Consider the following 23,015-nt stretch of genomic DNA (forward strand, 5'->3'; position numbering starts at 1 on the left):
CATTCCCTCCCGGAGTGCTTCCAATGCGACTTTCGCTTTAAACGCTTTGTCAAAACTTTGTCTCTTTTTCATGGTGTCTCCGCTTTAAGTGTAACGGATTCTACACCTTATTTATACTGTCTTTTGTGTTTTAATTTTGAGTCTCAGCATAACATGGCCGCCGAAACAGGCTCACTGTCATTTAATCGCGTTTTTCCCATAATGTTCCGAGATTTCCAAACGGTCAAGCCAAAAAATAAAAAATGATGAGCGATCATTTTGTCTTTATCTCTTGGTAAAACATGTTATTCAGTTTATACTCCAACGTATGTCACCGGGAACAATGCTGCGTAAACCAGAATGGATTCGTGTAAAGGTACCATCAGGAGAAACATGGCAAGAGGTCAGCGCTATTCTTGAACGGCGTGCCCTGCATACGGTATGCGACGAGGCTCGCTGCCCCAACAAGGGAGAATGCTGGGGCGCAGGCACCGCCACATTTATGATCCTGGGAGATACCTGTACCCGGGGCTGCCGTTTCTGTGCAGTTGCCACTGCAAAAACTGGCAGGCCTCTTGTGCCTGAAGAGGCTGAGCAGCTGGCTTTAGCGGTAGAAGAACTGAGACTTAAATATGCGGTTATTACTTCAGTTGACCGGGATGACCTAGAAGACCGGGGATCACATCATTTTGCCCACTGTATACAGGCTATTAAGGAACGAAACCCCAAGGTTCGAGTAGAAGTACTTATCCCTGATTTTATAGAAGGTGAAATAGAAGCGGTTATAGAGGCGCAGCCCGATGTGGTGGCCCACAATATTGAAACGGTCCGTTCCCTGCAGCATATAAGAGACAGGCGGGCTTCCTATGAAAAGAGCCTCCATACTTTATATCTGGCAAAGAAGTTAGGCACACCACTTACGAAATCAAGCTTGCTTTTAGGATTGGGCGAACAGGTTGATGAAGTGCTCACCGCTATGGATGACCTCCGTTCAGTCGATGTGGATGTCCTTGTGCTGGGGCAGTACCTGCAGCCCGGGCCGCAGCAGCTACCGGTAACCGAATATATACATCCAGATCACTTCAAAGAATATGCACGGTTTGGCCGGGAAAAGGGATTTAAGACTGTGGTAGCAAGCCCCTTTGCTCGTACGAGCTATCATGCCCAGGAAGCCTGGAATGCAGGCGCTGCAGGGAGAGATCCTGGTGGGGAGGGGATGCTATGACCATAAAAGGCCTTGGAAAACCCGCTGAGTGTAAGCTCATCCGTTTTAGCGCAGAACTTGAGGGGAGTCGTATTGAAAGGATTCAGATCCGGGGAGACTTTTTTGCGGTTCCCGAAGAAGCCTTTGAAGAACTCGAGGAAAGGCTCACGGGGACAGAAGTGCAAAACCTAGGATCCCGATTTACCGAACTTGTTAAAGAGCTCCATATTGAGGTAGAAGGAATTTCCGGGTCTGGACTCGCAGAGGTCGTTTTGACCGCATTGGCCCAGGCTGGCGGTGTCGGTGTAAAAGAAGAAACTCATGGCTCATCAATTTAGGCTGCTCGAAACCGGTTATAACAAAGCTTACTATAATATGGCCCTGGACCAGGCTATCCTCGAGCAAGTTGCGGCCGGTACTGTTCCGCCGACCTTAAGACTTTATGGCTGGAAGCCGGCGGCAATTTCTGTTGGATACTTTCAGGGCATGGATGAAGAGGTGGACCTGGCCGCATGCCGCGAGTATGGCATCGATTATGTGCGGCGCATTACCGGCGGCGGAGCAGTATTTCATCAATCTGAAGTAACCTACAGCATTGTGCTTCCGTTGGATCACCCTCTTGCGGACCAGGCGATTCTTGCTAGCTACGGGAGGCTTTGTCAGGGAATTGTGGCGGGCCTTGAAATACTGGGGGTGAAAGCCCGATTTGCCCCTATCAATGACATTGTGGTTGAGGGCAAAAAGATTTCAGGCAACGCCCAGACCCGCAAGCTTGGATGTATCCTTCAGCATGGGACCATATTGCTTAATGTTGATGTGGACCTCATGTTTACCCTGCTCAAGGTTCCTTCGGAAAAGGCCAAGGGTAAGCTCATTGCGGATGTTAAAGAACGGGTTACGAGTCTTCAGGCTGTTCTTGGCCGCTCTGTCACTTTTGAGGAGACTGCTGCTGCGTTAGTCCGGGGATTTACGCAGGCCCTCGATCTCGATTTGGCTGCGCAGCAAGTAAGCGCAACAGAAGAGTCTCGTGCTCGGGAACTTATTCATTCTCGGTTTGCAGATCCTGCTTGGAACATGAAGCGGTGATAATTTATTTTAAGAATAATTATTAGAATAATATAAAATAAGCTTGATAAAATTGTATTACCCACTATACTGGTATCCGAGAGGAGGATACCTTGTTTCAAAAACAGCCGATCATGCGCAAGGTACTGTATAGTCTTGCGCCCATTTTCCTTTTTTCTATCTACTTATATGGTGTGCGTCCCCTGTTAACTGCCCTGGTGGTGTTTCCTTTGGGGATCCTCGTGGAATATCTTTTTGAAAAAAAGCGGGGTAAAAAGGTAAGCGAGGCAGTTCTCGTGACCTGCGCTCTCTATACCCTTTCGATGCCGCCGGTGGTTCCCCTTTGGATTGTGGCAGTAGGGATTGTCTTTACTGTGTTTATGGCCAAGGAAGTGTATGGCGGTTTCGGCCGGAATATCTTTAACCCCGCCATCGCAGGGCGGCTTTTTGTGTACATATCCTTTGCCACCATCATGCAGGCAGGTTTTGTACAGGCCGGCAATTTCGGAGCCGCTGCGGGGCTTTGGGGGTATCCGGTGGACGGGATGAGCGCCGCCACACCCCTTGCCCAGCTTCGTCATGGAGAACCCCTTTCAGTTCTTAACGCAATTTTAGGTTTCCGTATGGGCTCATTAGGTGAAAGTTCTGTGCTCCTTATAGTTCTTGCGGGTATTTACCTGGTGGCAACAAAAACTGCAAGCTGGCGGCTTATAGTGTCCACCATTGGCTCGGCGGTGCTGCTCACCGGTGCCCTGCTTCTTGCTGGGGTCGCCAAGGCTTTACCGATGGAAAATCTCCTTGTGGGGAGCTTCCTCTTTGTAGCGGTTTTTATGGCTACCGATCCGGTGAGTGCTCCAAAAAAGCCCCTTGCCCAATGGCTGTATGGAATAGTCATCGGCGTTTCCGTGGTGCTGATCCGAACCTTCTCGCTTTTCCCCGAGGGGACCAGTTTTGCGGTCCTTCTGGGAAATACCGCAGCTTCACTTTTTGATGACCTTGTGGGAGGCAAAAAGGCCGCCCCCGCAGCCGCAGCTGCGAATACCGCTCGTGCGGCAAAAGATACAGGAGGCGCTAAATGAAGCGAGATGGCATGCTTTATACGGTACTCTTTACATTTATTATCTGTATTGTTTTTGTGTTTTTCCTTGCCCTGGCAAACGAGCTTACCAAGGACCGGGTCGCGGCAAATCGGAGGCTTTCGGAGCGGTCGGCCATTTTAGCAGCCCTGGGTATTGCCTATTCGGCTCCATCCCAGGTGGATGCCCTTTACACAAGCCAGGTGACTGAGTTTAAGACCGATGCGGGGATTATCTATAAAGCAACAGTGGACAACCAGAACCGTTATGCTGCCATGGTTGCAGGCCCCGGTCTTTGGGGAACTATCCGAGCCATACTCGCCGTCGACGAACCGGTCGAACGAATCGAGGGCTTCCGAATCGTTTCCCACAATGAAACACCGGGTCTCGGCGGCCGTATCGATGAAGGCTGGTTCCAGGCCCAATTTAAGGGTGAAAGAATCGGCGCTGGAGGTATCGCGGTTCTGCAGGGAAGCGGGAAGGGTGACCCTGACCCAGATAACAGCCAGGTCGATGCGGTTACCGGCGCATCCAGAACGAGCCAGGCTATTCAGGACATTGTAAATAAGGAGATCCGGGTGTTTGAAACACTGCGGGATCAGGGAGGCTTGCGATGAGCGCGGCAAAAAAACGGGGGCCTGCCGCAGAAATTCTTGTGCAGAACCTCTGGTGGAACAATCCTATTTTTATCCAGGTATTGGGTATCTGCTCGACCCTGGCAGTAACCAATAACCTTACCAATACGGCTATCATGACTATTGGGGTGAGCCTGACCACCGCCTTTTCCAGCATGAGCCTTTCGGACCTGAACAAGCTCATACCAAACAAGGTTCGCATGATAGTTCAGGTCCTGGTAATCAGTTTTTTCGTCATCATTATCGATATACTGCTCCGAGCCTACCTGCCGGATATCTCCCGTTCTTTAGGGCCCTATGTGGGGCTCATTATCACTAACTGCATCATCATGGGCCGGGCAGAAGGCTTTGCCCGATCCAACCCGCCGCTCCTTTCCTTTTGGGACGGACTTACGAGCGGTTTCGGCTACATGGCGGTTCTCATGCTTATCGCGGTGGTCCGGGAACTCTTGGGCTTTGGCAGCCTCTTTGGCCTTCCTGTGTTGAGCGCCCTATTGGGAGCAGCCTTTACTCCCTGGACCATTATGATTATGGCCCCCAGTGCCTTTTTCCTCGTAGCCCTGGTTATGTGGGGAGCCAAGACTCTGCAGGAGAACATGAAAATCGCTGCTAAGGCTAAACAAGGAGGGGCAAAATGAGTCCCATGGTGCATCCGATTACCCTGCTTTTTGCTTCGGTCTTTACGAGCAACATCCTGCTTGCGAACTTCCTTGGGATGTGTTCCTTTATTTCCATATCCAAGGACCAAAAAAGCTCCTTCGGCCTGGGCCTCGCGGTCACCGTGGTTATGACCATCACCATGGTAGTCTCATGGGCGGTGCTGAAACTGGTTATAGAGCCCCTGGGGCTGGATTATCTTTCCTTTATTATTTTTATTATAGTTATTGCAGCTATTGTTCAAATTTTGGAAATGCTGATAGACCGTCTGTCTCCGGCCCTGTATATGGCCTTGGGTATCTTTCTTCCCCTCATTACGGTGAACTGTGCCATACTGGGGGCCATTCTCTTTATGCAGATTCGGAATTACAATTTTTGGCAAACCCTCAGTTTTGGTTTCGGATCCGGCGCAGGCTGGTGGCTCGCCATCATGCTCCTTTCATCAATCCGGAAAAAGATTGATGTAGCCCCGGTGCCTGCGGGACTTAAGGGCCCCGGTATTACCATCATTACTATCGGGTTCATGGCCATGGCCTTTATCGGCTTTTCCGGCATGCTCAGTGTTCAGTAGGAGGTTGCAATGAGTCCCTTGCTGCTCGGCCCCCTGGTGGTAGCCCTGATTTCATCGGTTTTAGCCCTGGTTATTTCTATTACTGACCGGATTGTCAACGATTACGGCGAGGTAAATATCGACATAAACGGCGGCAAAAAGGTGCTTACCGTAAAGGGCGGGAGTCCCCTTTTAGGAACCCTGGCCTTCCAAAATATTTTTGTGCCCTCCGCCTGCGGCGGCCGGGGCTCCTGCGGGGCCTGCAAGGTCCGTGTCCTCTCTGATGTGGGGCCCCACCTGCCGACAGAGCTCCCCTATATGACAAAAGAAGAAGTGGAACGGAATGTACGGCTCTCCTGCCAGGTTAAGGTGAAAAAAAATATTGCTATAGAACTGCCGGAAGCCCTCTTTAATGTCCGCAAGTTCAAGACAACGGTAGAGCGCCTGCGGAATCTCACCTACGATATTAAGGAAGTGTACCTCAAGCTTTCGGACGAAGCGATTGCCTCCGGGGGCATTTCCATTACGCCGGGCCAGTATGCCCAGCTGGTGGTGCCTCCCTACGGAGACCTTAAGGAGAGCGTGCAGCGGGCTTATTCTATGTCCTCCACACCACAGGACAAGAACCATATTGAATTTCTTATCCGGCTTGTTCCCGGAGGCATTGCCACAACCTGGGTACACCAGCACCTCAAAGAAGGCGATACGGTAGAAGTTGTCGGTCCCTTTGGCGAATTTGCTGTCCGCGATACCGACGCGACCATGGTGTTCGTTGCCGGCGGTTCCGGCATGGCCCCCTTTAAGTCCATGCTAAACCACATGGCCCAAACGAGCCAGTGGACGAATCGGGAGATCTGGTATTTCTTCGGAGCCCGGTCCAAACGGGATATGTTCTATCTTGATGAAATGGCGGACCTGGCTCAGCGTTTCCCCAACTTTCATTTTGTGCCCGCCCTGTCGGAACCGAAACCTGAAGATGCCTGGACCGGCCCTGTGGGACTTATTACCAATGTGCTCGATTCTTACTTTAAAGAAAAAATCGGTAAGGACAAACCCATGGAGGGCTATCTCTGCGGCAGCCCCGGCATGATCGACGCCTGTGTTAAGGTAATGACCGCCAATGGCATTGGACAGGATAAGATCTATTACGACAAGTTCGCATAAGGACGATAAAAGGGGAGTGGATCTATGAAAATGAATTTTGATGAACGGGCCGCCTATGAGAAAATGAAGGCCGGTGTGTTAACCAGCACTGGTTTCCTTGGCAGTGATACACGGCCTTTAAGCGATATTGTCGAAGCCGACGAAGAACTGTTCCGAGCCCTGGGTCTCGATTTTGACCTTGTGGCAGAACGGCTTGAAGCCCTTGCCCGCAAGGGTGCTGAGGGGCTCGGTGAACCGATTACCATCCAAGGGCAGTACCTGGTTAAAAGCGACGAAGCCCGGGGCAAGCTTCCCTGTCCCTATGGGGATGGCCTCTATCACAAGAACGCCGTGTCGGTACGGAAAGGGGCGGATACAGTTATTTATTCAGATCTTTCCTTGCACCTTTTGCGGGTGCACCATTTCTGTCAGGGACAGGGAAGCCCCTTCCGGCTCGATCCAGTGGTGCTGAAACGATTGTTGTTCTAGCCAGTGAGAAAATCCACCGTTGGATAGCTTCCTTATTTGGAGAAAAACATAAATGAAAAAACAAGTCATTGTTATAGGTGCGGGCTTTGCGGGTCTTACGACCGCAGCCTTGCTTGCAAAAGAGGGCTACCAGGTTACTATCCTGGAAAAATGCGATTCCCCTGGGGGCCGGGCGCGGCTTTGGGAAAAAGATGGTTTTGCCTTTGACATGGGACCATCCTGGTATCTGATGCCCGAGGTGTTCGACGCTTATTTTTCACTTTTCGGCAAGAAGCGGGCCCAATACTACGGGCTTGAAAAGCTAAAAACCCACTATACGGTGTATTTCGAGCGCCACGATCCGGTCAGCATTACCAGCGATTTTGAGCAGACAAAGACCCTCTTCGAAACCTTTGAATCAGGCGGCGGCCAGCGGCTGGAAGCCTATATTCAAAACGCCAAATATAAATACGACACAGCCATGCAGGACTTCCTGTACCGGGAGTACCGCCATGTATTCCAGTTCCTCAACAAGCGTCTCATGACCGAGGGCCTCAGGCTCAATATTTTCCAAGCCCTAGATCCCTATGTGGGCCGATACTTTTCCGATGTCCGAGCCCGGCAGATTTTAGAATATGCCATGGTCTTTTTAGGAGCAAGCCCCACTAATGCGCCAGCCCTCTATTCGCTTATCTCCTATCTTGATATCGCCGACGGCGTATACTTTCCCAAAGGCGGTATGTACGCCATAGTAGAAGGCCTCGTCAAACTTTGCGGCGAGCTCGGTGTGTCCATAGAATATAGAGAAGATGTATGTCATATTGATGAACGTTCGGGCCCTTCGGTAGCTGTCCGCTCAGTCAAAGATGGCCGGGAGCGGGAATATGCTGCCGATGCGGTGGTGATGTGCGGCGACTATGCCCATGCAGATCGGGATCTCGTGGATCCGAGTAAGGCAAATTATAGCAGTTCCTATTGGGACAAGGCAGTGCTTGCCCCAAGTATGTTTATTGCCTATCTGGGTTTGAACAAGGAAATCCCCGAATTGACCCATCACAACCTTTATTTTTCCCATGATTGGAATGGTCATTTCGATACCATTTTTAAGAAGCCCTCATGGCCCGAGAAGCCCTGTTTTTACCTGTCTGCGGCATCTAAAACCGACCGAAGGGCGGCCCCCGCTGGAAAAGAAAATCTGTTCCTCCTGGTACCCACCGCACCGGGCCTCTCTGACATCGATGAAGTTCGCGAAGCCTATTACGAAAAAGTGTTACGTCATGTGGAGCACCGTTTAGGAATTTCAATTAGGCCCTTTATTGAGGTACAGCGCCTTTTTTCCCAGCGTGACTTTACTGAAAGCTATCATGCCTTTAAGGGTACCGCCCTCGGAATGGCCCATACTCTAAGGCAGACTGCCGTATTCCGGCCGGCCATGCGGAGTAAAAAGATTAATGGACTCTTTTATGCTGGGCAATATACCCACCCGGGTGTGGGGGTTCCCATGACCTTTATTGCTTCCCAGGTTATCGCTCCTATCGTATGCGAATATCTAAAAGGGTAAATCAAGGTGCAAGTAACTCAGGACACAATTGGCCTCTCTGATCTCAAGGCTTACCAAAAAGCTACGTTCCAGCATGGGAGTAAAACGTACTTTAATGCAAGCCGTTTTTTTCCTCCTCAGCTGAGAGAACGGGTTTATACCCTTTATGCCTTTGTTCGCCGGGCCGATGACTTTGTAGATGCCCAGCCCCAGGATGCGGCAGGCTTTTACCGCTTTCGTGCCTGCGCGGAACAGGCCCTGGGAATAAACCTCAGGCAGTCTGCTCAAGCCCTGTCTCTGGAGAGAGCGTCCCAGGGCTTTCAAAAACCCGCTCCGGATGAGCCAGCTCCGGAAGAGCCAACGCCGGAAGACCGGGCGGTGATCGATGCTTTTGTTGCATTAGGGCGCACCGTTGGTTTTGACCCAGCATGGACTGTGGCTTTTTTAGATGCCATGGAAGCGGATCTAACTAAACAAAATTACGATACCTTGAATGAATGTCTTACTTACATGTATGGATCCGCCGAGGTAATTGGCCTTTTTATGAGCCGCTGTATGGAACTCCCAGAAGCAGCCTTGGAACCTGCCCGCCTTTTAGGACGGGCCATGCAGTACATCAACTTTATCCGGGATGTGTCAGAGGACCGGACCCTGGGACGCCGTTATCTTCCTTTAGAAGGAGAATCATTGGAGGTTACAGAACCCCTCTGGGCTCAAAAAAATCCGGAACGCTTTGCCGCTTGGCTCAGATACCACCTCTCCCGGTACCGGGAATGGCAGCAGGGAGCGGTCTTGGGTTATCGCTTCATTCCTTATCGGTATCGGATCCCTATTATGACCGCCGCGGATATGTACTGGTGGACCGCAGAGGTAATAGAAAAACAGCCCCTGGTGGTATTTCAAAGAAAGGTTAAACCCAGCAAGAAGCGAATTTTTGTCCAATTTTTTCTAAATATTTTAAAAGGTTTGGTGGTTTAATTATGAATTTTAGACAGGAACAGCCTCGGAGTTCACATAAAGGTACGGAAAGGAAAGAACCCCTTGTAATCGGACTTTTAGGATTTTTGTTTTTTGTGGGTCTCTGGGGACACCTTTTTGCTATAACTAGGCCATTAATGTTGTTATTAACCCCCTACCTCCTTTTGATATGCGGAGGGGTGGTGTTTATTCTGGCCCTACAGGAAGAGGGAGCAGGGATCCTCGTATGGGCCACCCCTACGTTCCTGGTTACTGTTACTCTTGAAGCGCTTGGAGTTGCAACGGGAGCAATTTTCGGCGCCTACCGTTATGGCCCTGTTTTAGGCAAACACTTTTTTAACGTGCCGCCTATTATCGGTTTTAACTGGGTTCTTGTTGTGCTTGGTTTTTCTCGCCTGGTATGGAGCCGATTCCGCATTCGGTATGCACCCCTTGGGGCTTTCGTAACTGCCCTGCTCTGTGTTCTTTTTGACTTTATTATGGAACCCGTCGCTATTGGCCTTAACTATTGGACCTGGACAGGAGGATCAATTCCTCTTAAGAATTATGCGGCCTGGTTTCTTATTTCTTACATTTTCGCCCTGCCCACATGGTACTTAAAAGAAAGTTTTAAAGCAAAAACCCTCCAGGGATATATTCTTATTCAAGCAGGCTTTTTTATTTTACTCCGTTTCGGCCTTGCCTTTGCTCGTTAATTTTATAATATTAGGAATTATTATGAGTAGTATGTTGATGCAAGATCTGATTGGCCTCATGGGATCATTTGTGTATGTATTTGTATTCATAGCTCTTGCAAATATATTGTCCGGCCGTGGAGCAGTGTCTCCAAAAACGAGCCGAAAGATTGTGCATATCGGTGTATCCCATTGGTGGCTTTTTGCCATGTCCTGGATGAAAAATCCCCTCATTGCAAGTATTGGACCTGCGGTCTTCATCGTGCTCAATTGGCTTAGTATAAAAGCGAATGCGTTTAAGGGAATGAATAACGATGAATCCCGGCATAATTACGGGACTGTGTATTTTCCGATCTCACTTTTGCTGTTGGTTATCGCCTCTTGGAATGGATTTATGCCAAAGTGGGTAGCGGGAACAGCTATTTTGGTACTTGGCTGGGGTGATGGTCTTGCGGCTTTGGTAGGGGATGGATTAAAAAGCCCCTCCGGAAAAGTGTTCGGCTCCCGTAAATCTTTAGCCGGCAGCATTGCCATGTTTACTGCTTCCGCATTAGTTGTATTTTTCATGACCATGGTCTTTGATCCCTCTGTTACAGTAACCGAAGCAATTGGCCGGGCTGTTGCCACAGGTCTTGTGGCTGCATATCTTGAAGTATTTTCTCCCTTTGGAACGGACAATCTTACGGTGCCCCTCGGCACAGCTTTGTATGTACATTATCTTGCCCCCTTACCGCTTAATACGAACTTTATTCTGGCTTTTTCGGTTCTTGGTATAGCGGCTTTTATCGCATGGATTAAAGAGACCGTAACCGCAGAAGGAGCCCTTGCCGGGCTTGGTTTGGGTACTGTCATTTTTATGGGAACCGGATTGGGTGGACTTGTGGTACTTGCTGCGTTTTTTATTTCATCCAGTGTGGTGGGCCGGTTGCGACGGGAACAGAAAGAACGGCTTGGTCTCAGCAAAATCCATGAAAAAGGAGACCGCCGGGATGCAATTCAGGTTCTTGCCAACGGTGGTGTTGGCATGATCAGCGCTATTCTCTATGCAGTAACGGCGCAGCACCTTTTCCTTGTGGCCTTTCTTGTGTCTTTTGCAGCAGCCACTGCAGACACCTGGGCCAGCGAACTAGGGATCTTAAGCCGCGGTACACCCCGTTCTATCATCAACCTAAAACCAGTGTCTCCAGGGATTTCTGGAGGAGTTAGCCTGTTTGGATTTGCAGCCTCATTTGCGGGTTCTTTGCTGATTACTATTTTCTCTTTTGTACTTGACCCAGACCGAGCAAGAGGGCTTTTAGTGCCCGTATTGATAGGCGGTTTTATGGGATCCCTAGTGGATTCAATTTTGGGTGCCACTCTGCAAGCCCAGTACCGCTGCGCCGAAACAGGGCGGCTTGTGGAACGGCCCATTTCTGGTTCCCTAAAAAATACGCTGATTAAAGGGCTTGCCTGGATGAACAACGATATGGTCAATTTCCTGTCCATTTTAATAGCCACGCTCGTCGTTTCTGTCTTGTTTATGGCGCTTCAATACTAGTCCTGCCTGGTTCATCGGTGTACAATAAAAGGGTTATGAAACGATGTATTTCCTATTTGGGATTATTTTTTTACATCTCGGTCCTCTTTGCTGCCGAACCATCGAAACCTTCTCTGAAAGTTCCCCTCTTTCTTCTCTGGTTTCAGGCCCAAAATGGCAACTCGGACATTTTTCTTTCTGATTCGCCGATATTGCCTCCAGATATATTATCAATTCCACAAGAGCCGGAAATGGCAGTTTCTGTATCCTACGATAAGGCTCAATATGAGCTTGCATATGACGGTTTTTATAGAAGATCTATATTCCCCCTGTTTTGGGAGAGCAAGTTCAATACTATTCGGGTCAAACGGAATGAAGCAGGGCTTCCGGTCCGGATAGATCTACCGGATGAAAAAATTACTATTGTTGTAACAGAATATCTAGATAATGGCCCTCTTCGTTGTCAATATAAAAAAGATGGGGAAAATCTATTTGTGCTGCTACGTTACTGGGAATCAGGAGTTGAAGAAAGCTGGTATACCGAAACTGGAGAACTAGAAACCCTTTATGAATATCATTTTTCTCAGGGCAATCTTGGGCAGATTTCAAGTATATCTCAGGACGGAAGTGTCGTTCCCATTACGATAATGGACTACGATGCTCATAACCTCGTGTCTTCTGTGACCAATGGGCAGAGTAAATTCGAGTTTTTGTATGATGGAAAGAATCGCATACGTTTGGTCCGCGAAATTGCTGCAGAGGGCTCTCTGTCGGAGCGAAATTTTCAATATGATGAACGGGGCTTGCTGGTGAGGCAATACGGACGCCTCAAAATGGAAAATTTTGAATATCGATACAAATATTCTTTTGATCAAAGGGGCTTCTGGACAAGCTGCACTGTTCAAGCTTGGAATGAACAGTTCGGCCGGCTGATTCCAAGTACAGAAATACAGATTAATAGAACTATCACAAGGAGATAAACAATGATTGGTGCTGCAGAGTGGCGGGATATCAAATACGAAGAGACCTTTGAGCAGGAAGTCCGTGGTTTGGAACGGCGCAGACAATATGACAAAAATCTCACCTTAGAGGATCTAAAAAATATGCTACAACATCTTTATCATTTGGACGGAATGGACTGGATCGGCCGGGGTGAATTGCAGGATACTATTTTATATGCGACCATTGCGGCTTATGAGCATTTTATTGCCGAATGGGAGGCGGAGCAAAAAAAAACTGAGGCTTTTACAAAAAAATAATTAATTTTAACGATATTTTAACAATTTCTTTATAGTCTTCTCATGTCGTCCTTATAGATTACAGCCAACTTACAATTGACTTGGAGGTCGATATGAAGAAACTGGCGATTGTTCTCGTGGGTGCTCTTATTGCAGGCGGTGCCCTCTTTGCACAAACTGTTCCTGGCTCTGGCCTTGTTAAAGGTCCAGAAGCTGGTGAAGCGAAGAACCTCACTGGTGCAGGAGCTACCTTCCCCGCAGTTCTCTACACAAAATGGTTCAGCGAGTACAACAAGCTGACTGGTGTGCAGGTGAACTACCAGTCCATCGGTTCTGGCGGCGGTATCAAGAGTATCAGCGACATGACCGTAGATTTTGGCGCCACCGATGGTCCTATGACGGACGAACAGCTTGCTGCAGCCAAGGGTGGTGAAATTATACATATTCCCGCCGCTATGGGTGCCGTCGTTCCCACCTATAATATACCTGAACTTGCCAAGGTTAAGGACTCATTGAAATTTACCCCTGAAACCTTAGCGGGTATCTATCTCGGTGAAATAATCAAATGGAACGATGCCAAACTCGTAGCTGACAACCCTGCGCTAAAGAATGTTAACAAGTTCATCGTGGTTGTTCGCCGGTCCGATGGTTCCGGTACTACCAATATTTGGACCAGCTACCTTGCTGCTGTCAGCGAAACCTGGGCCAAGAAAGTCGGAGCAGGAAACTCTGTTCAGTGGCCTGTTGGTCTTGGCGGTAAGGGAAATGAAGGTGTGGCCGGTGTAGTTAAGCAGACTCCCTATGCGATCGGTTATGTGGAACTGGCCTATGCGAACCAGAATAAGCTCCCCGCCGGTCAAGTAAAGAATAAGGCAGGCAAGTGGATTACTCCCAACATGAAGTCTGTTTCTCTGGCTGCCCAGGGTGTGGCCCTTCCCGATGATATGCGGGTAAAGCTTGTTAACAGCGACAACCCAGACGCATTCCCCATCGCAGGTTTCACCTGGCTCCTTGCGTATACCACCCAGACCGATGCAGCTAAAGCGCTAGCTCTTACTCGTATGCTCTGGTGGGCTACCCATGATGGTCAGAAATACTGCGAAGCCCTGGACTATGCTCCCATTCCTACAGATGCAATAAAAAAGGCTGAAGTGCTTATAAAGAAAATGACCATTAATGGAAAACAGGCTCTGCCTGAGAGTATTTCCAAATAAATAAGGATTATATACGTTGATGAAAAAGCCCTGGGATGTTTTTACCAAAACAAATCCGGGGCGCTTGTCCGTCACAAAGGACCCGGGAGACCGGGTCTTTTCGGTGGTTATCGGAAGCGCTTCGGTCTTCGTAATTGTTCTTCTTTCTGCCTTTGTGCTCCTTTTGTTTTATGATTCTTTGGAATCCATAGAGCGCTTTGGATTTAAGTTTTTTACCGGATCTGATTGGAACCCGGTTGAAACAGAAATGCACCCCATAAATTTTGGGGCCCTTCCTTTTATATTTGGTACCATAGTAACATCGGTAGGTGCATTGATTCTGGCTACACCGCTTGCCATCGGTGCTGCCCTGTTTATTGTGGAATGTGCGCCTCTTTGGCTTGGAAAAATTGTCAGTTTTATTATTGAGCTGCTTGTGGCTATTCCGAGCGTTGCCTATGGAATTTGGGGCCTCTTTGTCCTTATTCCGGTTATGCGCAGCACCGTAGAACCGGCATTACAGGCCATACTGGGACCAATTCCCGTTTTAGGCGCCCTGGTAGAAGGTCCTCCTATAGGTCAGGACCTACTGACCGGAAGTGTAATTCTTGCCATTATGATTCTTCCCACGATTTTATCAGTATCCCGGGAAATCCTTAAAAATGTGCCCCGGCTCCAAAAGGAAGGTATGCTTGCTTTGGGAGCTACGAAGTGGGAGGTGTTAACCGGGGCGGTTTTACCCTATGCCCGGGGCGGTATTGTCGGCGGTGCCATGCTGGGACTTGCCCGTGCGATCGGTGAGACCATGGCAGTCACCATGGTGATCGGAAACAGTACCACAAAAATTAGTCCTTCTTTGTTCACCCCTGGCTACACTATTGCTAGTGCAATAGCAAACCAGTTTACCGAAGCGGACTCGTCCATCTATTTCAGCGCCATCGTGGAACTGGGGTTGCTCCTTCTTGTGGTCGCTTCTGCATTCAACATTCTAGCCCACTTTTTAACCCAATATATACTGAAAGGGGGTGATGCCCGCCATGCGTGATGTTGAGCTGGATCGTATTAAATATAGAAAATTAACGGCTGCTTTTTTCTATGGCCTTATCATAATTGCAACGCTGCTTTCAGTGTTAATTCTGTTTGTTATTATTACCCATATTTTTATAAACGGTATTGGTGCACTTAATCTTGATTTCTTTACTCAGATTCCAAAACCCTACGGCGAAGAGGGGGGCGGAATTGCTCCAGCTATCCTGGGTACTCTTATGATGCTTGCGGTGGCGGCCCTCATTGCAATTCCTATCGGAGTTGCAACAGCCGTGTTTATTGTGGAATTCGGCACTACTAAACTAGCTTCAGCGGTTCGCTTTGCGGTTGAATTGCTTGCTGAACTTCCCTCTATCGTTGTAGGTATTTTTATTTGGGCCCTGGTAGTACGGAATTTAACTGGCTATTCAGGCCTCGCCGGTTCTCTTGCCCTTGCAGTTATTATGATACCAATTATTGCCCGAAGTGTGGAAGAAATTCTCAAACTTGTTCCTGATACGCTCCGAGAAGCAGCCCTAGCACTCGGAACTCCGCGCTGGAAAGTGGTGATATTTATCGTCATTCCCACCGTTCTTCCGGGCCTTTTAACAAGTATTATGCTTGCGGTCGCCCGCGCTGCAGGAGAAACGGCCCCTCTTTTGCTAACCTCTTTAGGAAATACCTTTTTTAATTTTGATTTACGCAGGCCTATGGCAGCCATGCCGCTCCAAATCTATAGCTACGCCATATCGCCCTATGATGACTGGCATAAAAAAGCCTGGGGAGCAACCCTGCTCCTTATCGCCCTGGTAGGTATTATCAGCGGTGCAGTTAAATATTTTACACGAAGGTGGAATCATGAGTCTCATTAAATCCATGGCCGATATCGTTCGTCCGCAAAATGAATCTGCAGATAATGTTTCTCAACGGGAACCAAAAATACAAATACGCAATTTGAATGCCTTTTATGGTAAACAGCATGCAATAGAAGACATTAATCTTGATATTTATCCCGGCCTGGTTACCGCTATTATTGGTCCCTCTGGATGCGGAAAATCGACCATGATACGCTGTATTAACCGAATGCACGAAGTAATAAAGGGTGCATATGCTACAGGCGAAATAATAGTTGACGGGGAAAATATCTATGCTCCCGAGGCAGATCCGGTGCGGATACGACGCCGCATAGGTATGGTGTTTCAAAAACCTAATCCATTTCCTACCAAGACGGTTTATGAAAACGTCATTGCAGGGCTTAGGCTTAACCTTCCGAAGCAGAAAAAATCATTCTACGATGAGGTTGTTGAACGCTCCCTCAGATCTGCGGCCCTATGGGATGAAGTAAAGGACAAGCTGAATGCTCCAGGTACTGCTTTATCCGGCGGTCAGCAGCAGCGTCTTTGTATTGCCCGGGCTCTGGCTATCGAGCCTGAAATACTTCTTCTTGATGAGCCTGCTTCCGCTCTGGATCCAACGGCTACGCTGAAAATTGAAGACCTATTATTTGCCCTTAAGGAACGGTATACAATCGTTTTGGTTACACATAACATGCAGCAGGCCGCACGGGCCTCTGACATGACCGCATTCTTTATGGCCGGCGAAGACCATAAGGGGCGTCTTATAGAATACGGCGAGACAAAGGAGATCTTTATCAATCCAAGGGATAAACGAACCGAAGATTATATTTCTGGCCGTCTTGGTTAAAAAATGTGTAACTATTTGTTACCTTACGTTATACAGATTGTTATATAGTTAGGTGCTAGGCAGTAGCCAGTTCCTCATCTCATTCCTCCTTTCTTTCTTTTAGCTCCCCGGGTTTTTCTCCTTTTCCCGGGGAGCTTCTTTTTTTTGACTTTAAGATGACTATATTAGTAATATATAGTTAACACAACGTCATCAGTTTTTATGTGGATTTGCATTTTTAATCAGGGGCTTTTAGGATTAAAGACGGACCAGGTGTCCAAAAATCCACTTTCCAGGAGGGCAGTATGGAATCTGCAGAATTTATCGGTAAAATAGAACGGCTCATTTCTGCTTCTAAGGTAGGGCTTTTAACCACTGTAGATGCCGAAGGTTATCCGCACAATCGCTGGATGACACCCGCCATGATAAAAGATCGGCCCAATTTTATCTATGCGGTGACCGCTCCCAATTCCCGGAAAGCTGAACAGGTAAGGACCCACCCCCAGGTTGAATGGACATTCCAAAGCACTGTTTTAAATGAAGTTATTTCTGTAAAGGGCAGGGCAGTACTTGTCGGAGACCCGGAACTTAAATCGGAAGTCCTGGAAGCAATAGGTCCAAATCTGCAGATATTTTGGAAAATCAACGAAGATTCTAAAAATATTGTGGTTGTGGAAACAGAAATAGAAGCGGTTTCCTGCTTTTATCCTATGAAAAACGAACGGCATTACCGGGAGGTAAAGTGATAATGGAGCTTTCTAAGGAAAAGAAAAAAAGGCTGTTGTTTGACATGATATTTATCCGCCGTTTCGAAGAAGAGGCCGGAAAAATGTACGGCCTCAGAAAAATTGGCGGGTTTTGTCATCTTTATAATGGCCAGGAAGCTGTCGCTGTCGGGACGGTAGCTGCCATGGATCTTGCTAAAGATTACATCCTTACTGGTTATCGGGACCACGGTTTTGCTCTTGCCTGCGGTATGGATCCCAAGGCAGTCATGGCGGAACTTTTTGGTAAAGTTACCGGTTCTTCCCGGGGAAAAGGCGGGTCCATGCATTTTTTTGATGAACAGCGTCATTTTCTGGGAGGCAATGGTATCGTGGGGGCCCAAATCCCCATCGCTACCGGCGTGGCCTTCGCTCAGAAATACAATAAAACGGGCGGTGCCACAGCGGTCTTCTTTGGTGACGGAGCAATCCATCAAGGAGCATTTCATGAAAGCCTCAATATGGCAAAAATCTGGAACCTGCCGGTTATCTATGCCTGCGAGAATAACCAGTTCGGTATGGGCACCAGTTTTAAGCGGGTTTCATCAGTAGAAGAATTTTCTGTGATGGGCGCTAGTTATGGCATTCAGGGCCGCAAGGTTGACGGAATGGATGTTATGGCGGTGTATCAGGCCTTTACCGAAGCCCTCGAATCTGCCCGGAATGGACTTCCGGTGCTGCTCGATATCCGAACCTACCGGTACAAGGGACATTCTATGAGCGACCCGCAAAAATACAGGACAAAAGAAGAGGTCGAAGCATACCGGCAGCATGATCCTATTTTAATTTACCAGGATCGTCTTATTGCAGAAAAAACGATAAAACAGACTGAAGTAGAGGAAATGGAAGGCCACATAGAAAACCTTGTCGCCGAAGCGGTTGCCTTTGCCGAGTCCAGTCCTGAACCGGCGCTTCCCACCCTGTTCGAAGACGTATACGCAGATGCATATCCCCTGGAAACACTGAGGCAAGGAGGTTTCTGATGGCAATTATGACCTATCGCGAAGCCCTGAATCGGGCCTTGGATGAAGAAATGGCTCGAGACCCCGCGGTGTTCCTTATGGGAGAAGAAGTAGCCGAATATGACGGAGCCTATAAGGTTTCGAAAGGACTTTTGGCGAAATACGGATCACAGCGGGTCATTGACACCCCAATTACGGAGCTTGGCTTTACCGGCATCGGTGTGGGAGCTGCCCAGGTGGGGCTTCGTCCTGTTATAGAGTGGATGACCCACAACTTTGCCCTCCTTGCCCTGGATCAGGTAGTGAATAATGCGGCTAAAATGCGCTACATGTCCGGCGGTCGTTTCAAAATGCCCATCGTATTCCGAGGCCCCAATGGACCAGCAGAATACTTGGCTGCCCAGCACTCCCAATCCTTTGCGAGTTACTGGGCCCATATTCCGGGCCTTAAAGTGGTGGCGCCGGCTTTTCCTGCCGATGCCTATGGGCTTCTGAAAAGTGCTATTCGCGATGATGACCCGGTTGTAGTCCTTGAAGCGGAAATGCTCTACGGAACCAGCGGAGAAGTTCCCGATACGGAAACGCTTATTCCTATAGGAAAGGCAAATATCCTTCGGGAAGGATCGGATGTAACCCTGGTCAGTTTCTCTAAACCGGTCCGCTATTGCCTTGATGCGGCAAAGGAATTAGAAAAGGCTGGCATTTCTGCAGAGATTATCGACATGCGGAGCCTCAGGCCCTTGGACATGGAAACCGTATATCGATCAGTAGAAAAAACAAACCGGGCCGTGGTAGTCGACGAAGCCTGGCCGGTAGCCAGTGTGGGCAGTCACATCGCCTATACTATTTCCCATGATCGCTTTGATATTCTTGATGCTCCGGTAGAATTGGTGGCCTCCCATGATGTGCCCATGCCGTATAACCATCAATTAGAACTTGAAGTCCAACCAGGGGTAAAGAAAATACTAAGCGCAGTAAAACGCGTACTATATCTGGAGTAAGTTATGGCAGTACCAGTTCCCATGTTAGCCCTCTCGCCAACCATGACAGAGGGAACCATCGCAGCATGGAAATTCAAAGAGGGTGATGAAATAAAACGAGGATCGGTGCTCTGTGAGGTGGAAACCGACAAGGCCGTTATGGATTATGAGGCAAGCGTTCAGGGCACGCTTTTAAAAATTGTAGCTTCCCCGGGGACTGCGGTAAAGGTTGGTGACCTTATTGCGGTCATCGGTACTAAAGGGGAAGATATCTCTGGCCTGTTAGCTCAAAGCGCTGCACCACCGCAAGGTCCGGCGCAGCCTCAAACTCAGGTCCAGTCTCAAGTGCTGCAGCCGCAGGCCGAAGCTCTCGTGCAAGCCCAGCCCCAATCGCAAGCACCATCGCCGGTGCAGCCTGCAGAACAAAAACCTGTGCAAGAACGGGCCTTCGTTTCTTTGACTCCTCCGCTTCCGCCGGGCAGTCCATCCCCCTCTTCGCCCTTGGCAAGAAAGTTGGCCTACCAAGCAGGAATAGACCTGCGAAATATACAAGGGTCGGGCCCAGGCGGCCGCATTGTAAAACGCGATGTGAGCCGATACCTCGAAGGACTCTCTTCCGGTATTGGTCCACGAGTGGAATCTGCAGGAGCTTCTGCAAGCGGAACTGGGGCAGGTAAAACTGTTCCAGTTACCCGTCTCAGGCAGACCATAGCCCGGCGGCTCGGCGAATCCATGCATGAGGCGCCGCATTTTTACCTGCGAATGGCAATTGACATGGAACGGCTCATCAATCTAAGGAATTCCTACAACCAGTCACGGAAAGATGGCTTTAGCGTTTCATTTAATGCTCTTTTTATGAAACTTTCAGCCATGGCGGTCAGCAAGCATCCCCAGATTAACAGTTCCTGGATGGGAGATCATATTATAATATACCCCCAGGTGGATGTAGCCCTGGCTGTCGCGCTGGAGGATGGACTTATAGCCCCGGTGGTCAGGGCCTGTGAACGAAAGGGTGTGGAAGAAATAGAACGGGAACTTCGAGACCTCATAGCCCGAGCCAAGGCAGGGAACCTGAAACCCGAAGATTATGAGGGCGCTACCTTTACCATTTCTAACCTGGGAGCCTGGGGCGTGGAAGAGTTTACCGCTATTATTAATCCTCCCGGATCGGCTATTCTTGCAGTTGGGGCGGTAAAAAAAGAAGCGGTGGTTCAAACCGATTCCCAGGGGGATGACCATATTGTTATTCGTCCCATGCTGCGGGCAACCCTTTCGAGCGATCACCGGACCATAGACGGCGCGGTGGCTGCGGCCTTTATGAAGGATCTCGTTACCCTCTGGGAAGATCCAGCAAAAGCGCTTTTTTAAAAACAAGGAGCAATGATGCAGTTTGATTATGATATTTTGTTTATCGGCGCCGGTCCTGCAGGTTATGTGGGCGCTATTAGGGCAAGTCAGCTTGGTCTAAAAACCGCCGTTGTCGAACGGGACAAACTCGGCGGGGTCTGCCTCAACATAGGCTGTATCCCTTCAAAGGCCCTCATCGAGCAGGCTAACCGCTATGCTGCCCTGGAAGAGCTTGGAAAATACGGCATTACCTATAACGAGGCTGGTTTTGACTATGGAAAAGTGCAGGCCTCGAGCCGCAGCGCGGCGGATAAACTTTCAAAAGGGGTGGATTTCCTTCTTAAAAAGAATAAGGTTGATGTATTCTCTGCTTCGGCCCGGCTTGTAGATAAGAATACGGTGTCCATTACCGAAGCTGAGGGGAAAGGCGAAAAGCGCCTTTCAGCCTTTGCCATAGTTATTGCCACCGGTTCGCGGCCAAGAGAGATCCCGGGGTTTGCATTTGATGAAGAGCGGGTGCTTTCTTCTACGGGGATCCTCATGATGAAAGCGCTTCCCAAGAAACTTATCATTCTCGGCGCTGGCGCTATCGGTATGGAATTTGCCTATATCATGAACCGTTTCGGAGTGGAGGTCCAGGTTGTCGAAATGCTTGACCGTATCCTCCCCATGGAAGATTCCGATGTGTCTGGAGCGGTAAAGGCTGTATTTGAAAAACGGGGTGTCCGATTTTATACGGGGATGAAGGCCGCTGGACTAGGCAAAACCGATAACGGAACCTTGCAGCTTTCCATCGCGCCTGCCCAGGGGGAATCGAATCAGGTCGCTAGTCAGGCAACAGTGCTGGAGGGGGATAAAATTCTTGTCTCCACCGGCAGAAGCCCCAATACGGAAGGCCTCAATGCTGCCTCTTTAGGAATACACATGGACCGGGGGTATATTACCGTACATGATTACTATGAGACAGACGCACAGGGTATTTTTGCCGTGGGCGATGTGGTGGCCGGGGAGCCCCAGCTTGCCCATGTTGCTTCTGCCCAGGCAGAACTCGTGGCAGAACGGGTAGCCTACTTATTGGGAAAAGGAAAGAATCCCCATCGATCTCGGATAGAACGGCGTTTTGTGCCCCAGGCTGTGTACTGCGAACCAGAGGTAGCTTCCTTTGGCGCAAAAGAAGAGGAGCTTAAAAAGAAGGGCGCTGCTTTTAAGAGTGCCACCTTTCCATTCAGAGCCATCGGAAAGGCCGTAGCTACCGGGCACCCTGAGGGCTTTGTAAAGGTCCTCACCGATCCAGCCACGGGAGAAATCCTCGGCGCTTCCATAGTTGGTCCCGGTGCGACCGATTTGATCCATGAACTCTTGCTTGCAAGCCAGAATGAGCTTACTGTCGAAGAAATAGCCGATATGATCCATGCTCATCCAACCCTTTCAGAGGGCATCAAGGAAGGAGCCCTCTCCGCGCTGGATAGGGCTATTCATCTTTAGGAAGAAATTCGGGGAAGCGGTAAAAGGCGAGCCCCGTGTTGGTATCCACCTCGATGGATGCGGTCCCACGGGCAACACATTCATCGAGCCCTGCTTCTGCGTCCGATAGGGGAATATTAAGTTCCATGGCAGTTTGGGAAACGCTCAGGAGACCTCGCTTTTGTTCCGCAAGGCGCAGCACCCGCACCGCAATGAGCGGATCTGCAAGGGGCCGTTCTGTGGTTCGTTGCCCGTGGGACCGCTGCTCCTTTTCTGAGGACAAAGCCTTGGAACTCCGGAAAAGTGAGGCCAACCTATCCCATTTAATATTGCCCTGGTTATCCCGGTCCAGCTTTATAAACACCCCGGTTCCAATAAGCAATAGGCCAATTATAATAGCCGAAGGCCCCACGGTGGGTATAGGACGAGGAGCCCAGAAATTTGCAATATTAAGGAATCCAAGTATTATAAAAAGATTTCCAAAAAACTTCCTTATTCCCATGGGGTATACCTCCGATGCACTTGCGCTGTGGTACTATATCATGCCACAATAGAAGCAATCACGGCAAGGAGGAACAACATGGAATGGAGAGCAAGTCATATCCTTGTAAAAGATCGCAGCCAGGCAATGGAAATTCTTAAAAGGATCCGGCAAGGCGCCTCATTTGAGGCTATGGCTCGGGAATTTTCTACCTGTCCGTCTAAATCTGCTGGCGGGGACCTCGGGTGGTTTGGTCCCGGTAAAATGGTTGCACCCTTTGAAAATGCGGTCAAACGCATGTCTCCCGGTTCTATCAGCGATATCGTGCAAACCCAGTTTGGATATCATATAATTAAATGCACGGGAAGAAAGGAATAAAGAAGGAAAAATAT

Annotated in this window: 26 protein-coding genes; 25 read left to right on the forward strand and 1 reads right to left on the reverse strand. The window is 49.0% G+C overall.

Going from position 1 to position 23,015, the window contains the following annotated elements:
• Positions 1-307: 307 nt before the first annotated feature.
• From lipA to lpdA, 24 genes are all read left to right on the forward strand, one after another.
• On the forward strand, positions 308-1,204 hold the full coding sequence (gene lipA / locus Q7P68_RS10735) for a lipoyl synthase (protein ID WP_304225520.1): 897 nt from the start codon (positions 308-310) through the stop codon (positions 1,202-1,204).
• Positions 1,201-1,521 (forward strand): lipoate protein ligase C-terminal domain-containing protein, encoded by a 321-nt coding sequence (locus Q7P68_RS10740; RefSeq protein WP_304225521.1) that lies wholly within the window; start codon positions 1,201-1,203, stop codon positions 1,519-1,521. Before lipA ends, Q7P68_RS10740 begins: the two co-directional genes overlap by 4 nt.
• A complete protein-coding gene (locus Q7P68_RS10745) occupies positions 1,505-2,269 on the forward strand; it encodes a lipoate--protein ligase family protein (RefSeq protein ID WP_304225523.1) in 765 nt (254 codons plus the stop codon). The genes Q7P68_RS10740 and Q7P68_RS10745 overlap by 17 nt, the downstream gene beginning before the upstream one ends.
• Positions 2,270-2,361: 92 nt before the next feature.
• Positions 2,362-3,327, forward strand: coding sequence for an RnfABCDGE type electron transport complex subunit D (locus Q7P68_RS10750; protein WP_304225525.1), 966 nt, complete (start codon positions 2,362-2,364; stop codon positions 3,325-3,327).
• The gene (locus tag Q7P68_RS10755; RefSeq protein ID WP_304225527.1) at positions 3,324-3,941 is read left to right on the forward strand and encodes an RnfABCDGE type electron transport complex subunit G; all 618 of its coding nucleotides are present in this window, start codon (positions 3,324-3,326) and stop codon (positions 3,939-3,941) included. The genes Q7P68_RS10750 and Q7P68_RS10755 overlap by 4 nt, the downstream gene beginning before the upstream one ends.
• Positions 3,938-4,597 (forward strand): NADH:ubiquinone reductase (Na(+)-transporting) subunit D, encoded by a 660-nt coding sequence (locus Q7P68_RS10760; protein ID WP_304225529.1) that lies wholly within the window; start codon positions 3,938-3,940, stop codon positions 4,595-4,597. The genes Q7P68_RS10755 and Q7P68_RS10760 overlap by 4 nt, the downstream gene beginning before the upstream one ends.
• Positions 4,594-5,187, forward strand: coding sequence for an Rnf-Nqr domain containing protein (locus tag Q7P68_RS10765; protein WP_304225531.1), 594 nt, complete (start codon positions 4,594-4,596; stop codon positions 5,185-5,187). The genes Q7P68_RS10760 and Q7P68_RS10765 overlap by 4 nt, the downstream gene beginning before the upstream one ends.
• 9 nt (positions 5,188-5,196) lie before the next feature.
• Positions 5,197-6,330: an NADH:ubiquinone reductase (Na(+)-transporting) subunit F gene (locus tag Q7P68_RS10770; protein WP_304225533.1), complete on the forward strand. Its 1,134-nt coding sequence runs from the start codon at positions 5,197-5,199 to the stop codon at positions 6,328-6,330.
• 24 nt (positions 6,331-6,354) lie between these two features.
• Positions 6,355-6,798: an LSm family protein gene (locus Q7P68_RS10775; protein WP_304225535.1), complete on the forward strand. Its 444-nt coding sequence runs from the start codon at positions 6,355-6,357 to the stop codon at positions 6,796-6,798.
• 52 nt (positions 6,799-6,850) lie between these two features.
• The gene (locus Q7P68_RS10780; protein WP_304225536.1) at positions 6,851-8,338 is read left to right on the forward strand and encodes a phytoene desaturase family protein; all 1,488 of its coding nucleotides are present in this window, start codon (positions 6,851-6,853) and stop codon (positions 8,336-8,338) included.
• 6 nt (positions 8,339-8,344) lie between these two features.
• Entirely contained in the window at positions 8,345-9,295 is a 951-nt protein-coding gene (locus Q7P68_RS10785; RefSeq protein WP_304225538.1) for a phytoene/squalene synthase family protein, read from the forward strand.
• Between the two features lie 137 nt (positions 9,296-9,432).
• Positions 9,433-9,990, forward strand: a complete 558-nt coding sequence (locus tag Q7P68_RS10790) for a carotenoid biosynthesis protein (protein WP_304225540.1) — start codon at positions 9,433-9,435, stop codon at positions 9,988-9,990.
• Positions 9,991-10,012: 22 nt separating this feature from the next.
• Positions 10,013-11,506: a DUF92 domain-containing protein gene (locus Q7P68_RS10795; RefSeq protein WP_304225542.1), complete on the forward strand. Its 1,494-nt coding sequence runs from the start codon at positions 10,013-10,015 to the stop codon at positions 11,504-11,506.
• A gap of 35 nt (positions 11,507-11,541) precedes the next feature.
• Positions 11,542-12,465: a hypothetical protein gene (locus Q7P68_RS10800; RefSeq protein ID WP_304225544.1), complete on the forward strand. Its 924-nt coding sequence runs from the start codon at positions 11,542-11,544 to the stop codon at positions 12,463-12,465.
• Positions 12,466-12,468: 3 nt separating this feature from the next.
• Positions 12,469-12,744, forward strand: a complete 276-nt coding sequence (locus tag Q7P68_RS10805; RefSeq protein ID WP_304225546.1) for a hypothetical protein — start codon at positions 12,469-12,471, stop codon at positions 12,742-12,744.
• A 92-nt stretch (positions 12,745-12,836) separates the two neighbouring features.
• A complete protein-coding gene (gene pstS / locus Q7P68_RS10810) occupies positions 12,837-13,937 on the forward strand; it encodes a phosphate ABC transporter substrate-binding protein PstS (RefSeq protein ID WP_304225548.1) in 1,101 nt (366 codons plus the stop codon).
• A gap of 19 nt (positions 13,938-13,956) precedes the next feature.
• The gene (gene pstC / locus Q7P68_RS10815; RefSeq protein WP_304225550.1) at positions 13,957-14,961 is read left to right on the forward strand and encodes a phosphate ABC transporter permease subunit PstC; all 1,005 of its coding nucleotides are present in this window, start codon (positions 13,957-13,959) and stop codon (positions 14,959-14,961) included.
• The gene (pstA, locus tag Q7P68_RS10820; RefSeq protein ID WP_304225551.1) at positions 14,954-15,814 is read left to right on the forward strand and encodes a phosphate ABC transporter permease PstA; all 861 of its coding nucleotides are present in this window, start codon (positions 14,954-14,956) and stop codon (positions 15,812-15,814) included. The genes pstC and pstA overlap by 8 nt, the downstream gene beginning before the upstream one ends.
• On the forward strand, positions 15,801-16,646 hold the full coding sequence (gene pstB, locus Q7P68_RS10825) for a phosphate ABC transporter ATP-binding protein PstB (protein ID WP_486187673.1): 846 nt from the start codon (positions 15,801-15,803) through the stop codon (positions 16,644-16,646). Before pstA ends, pstB begins: the two co-directional genes overlap by 14 nt.
• Positions 16,647-16,930: 284 nt before the next feature.
• Positions 16,931-17,371, forward strand: a complete 441-nt coding sequence (locus Q7P68_RS10830) for a pyridoxamine 5'-phosphate oxidase family protein (RefSeq protein WP_304225553.1) — start codon at positions 16,931-16,933, stop codon at positions 17,369-17,371.
• Between the two features lie 2 nt (positions 17,372-17,373).
• Positions 17,374-18,372 (forward strand): pyruvate dehydrogenase (acetyl-transferring) E1 component subunit alpha, encoded by a 999-nt coding sequence (gene pdhA, locus Q7P68_RS10835; RefSeq protein ID WP_304225555.1) that lies wholly within the window; start codon positions 17,374-17,376, stop codon positions 18,370-18,372.
• Between the two features lie 8 nt (positions 18,373-18,380).
• Complete coding sequence (locus Q7P68_RS10840) at positions 18,381-19,352, forward strand: pyruvate dehydrogenase complex E1 component subunit beta (RefSeq protein ID WP_304225581.1); 972 nt, start codon at positions 18,381-18,383, stop codon at positions 19,350-19,352.
• A 3-nt stretch (positions 19,353-19,355) separates the two neighbouring features.
• Positions 19,356-20,699, forward strand: a complete 1,344-nt coding sequence (locus Q7P68_RS10845; protein WP_304225557.1) for a dihydrolipoamide acetyltransferase family protein — start codon at positions 19,356-19,358, stop codon at positions 20,697-20,699.
• Positions 20,700-20,711: 12 nt separating this feature from the next.
• On the forward strand, positions 20,712-22,163 hold the full coding sequence (gene lpdA, locus Q7P68_RS10850) for a dihydrolipoyl dehydrogenase (RefSeq protein ID WP_369695321.1): 1,452 nt from the start codon (positions 20,712-20,714) through the stop codon (positions 22,161-22,163).
• Here lpdA and Q7P68_RS10855 read toward each other — a convergent pair.
• Entirely contained in the window at positions 22,150-22,644 is a 495-nt protein-coding gene (locus Q7P68_RS10855; RefSeq protein ID WP_304225558.1) for a hypothetical protein, read from the reverse strand. The two genes, lpdA and Q7P68_RS10855, sit on opposite strands and share 14 nt — an antisense overlap.
• Positions 22,645-22,722: 78 nt before the next feature.
• Between Q7P68_RS10855 and Q7P68_RS10860 the strand changes: the two genes are divergently transcribed.
• A complete protein-coding gene (locus Q7P68_RS10860) occupies positions 22,723-23,001 on the forward strand; it encodes a peptidylprolyl isomerase (RefSeq protein ID WP_304225560.1) in 279 nt (92 codons plus the stop codon).
• The last annotated feature ends 14 nt before the right edge of the window (positions 23,002-23,015 follow it).

It is taken from the genome of Gracilinema caldarium, assembly GCF_029265695.1.
Classification (GTDB): domain Bacteria; phylum Spirochaetota; class Spirochaetia; order Treponematales; family Breznakiellaceae; genus Gracilinema; species Gracilinema caldarium_A.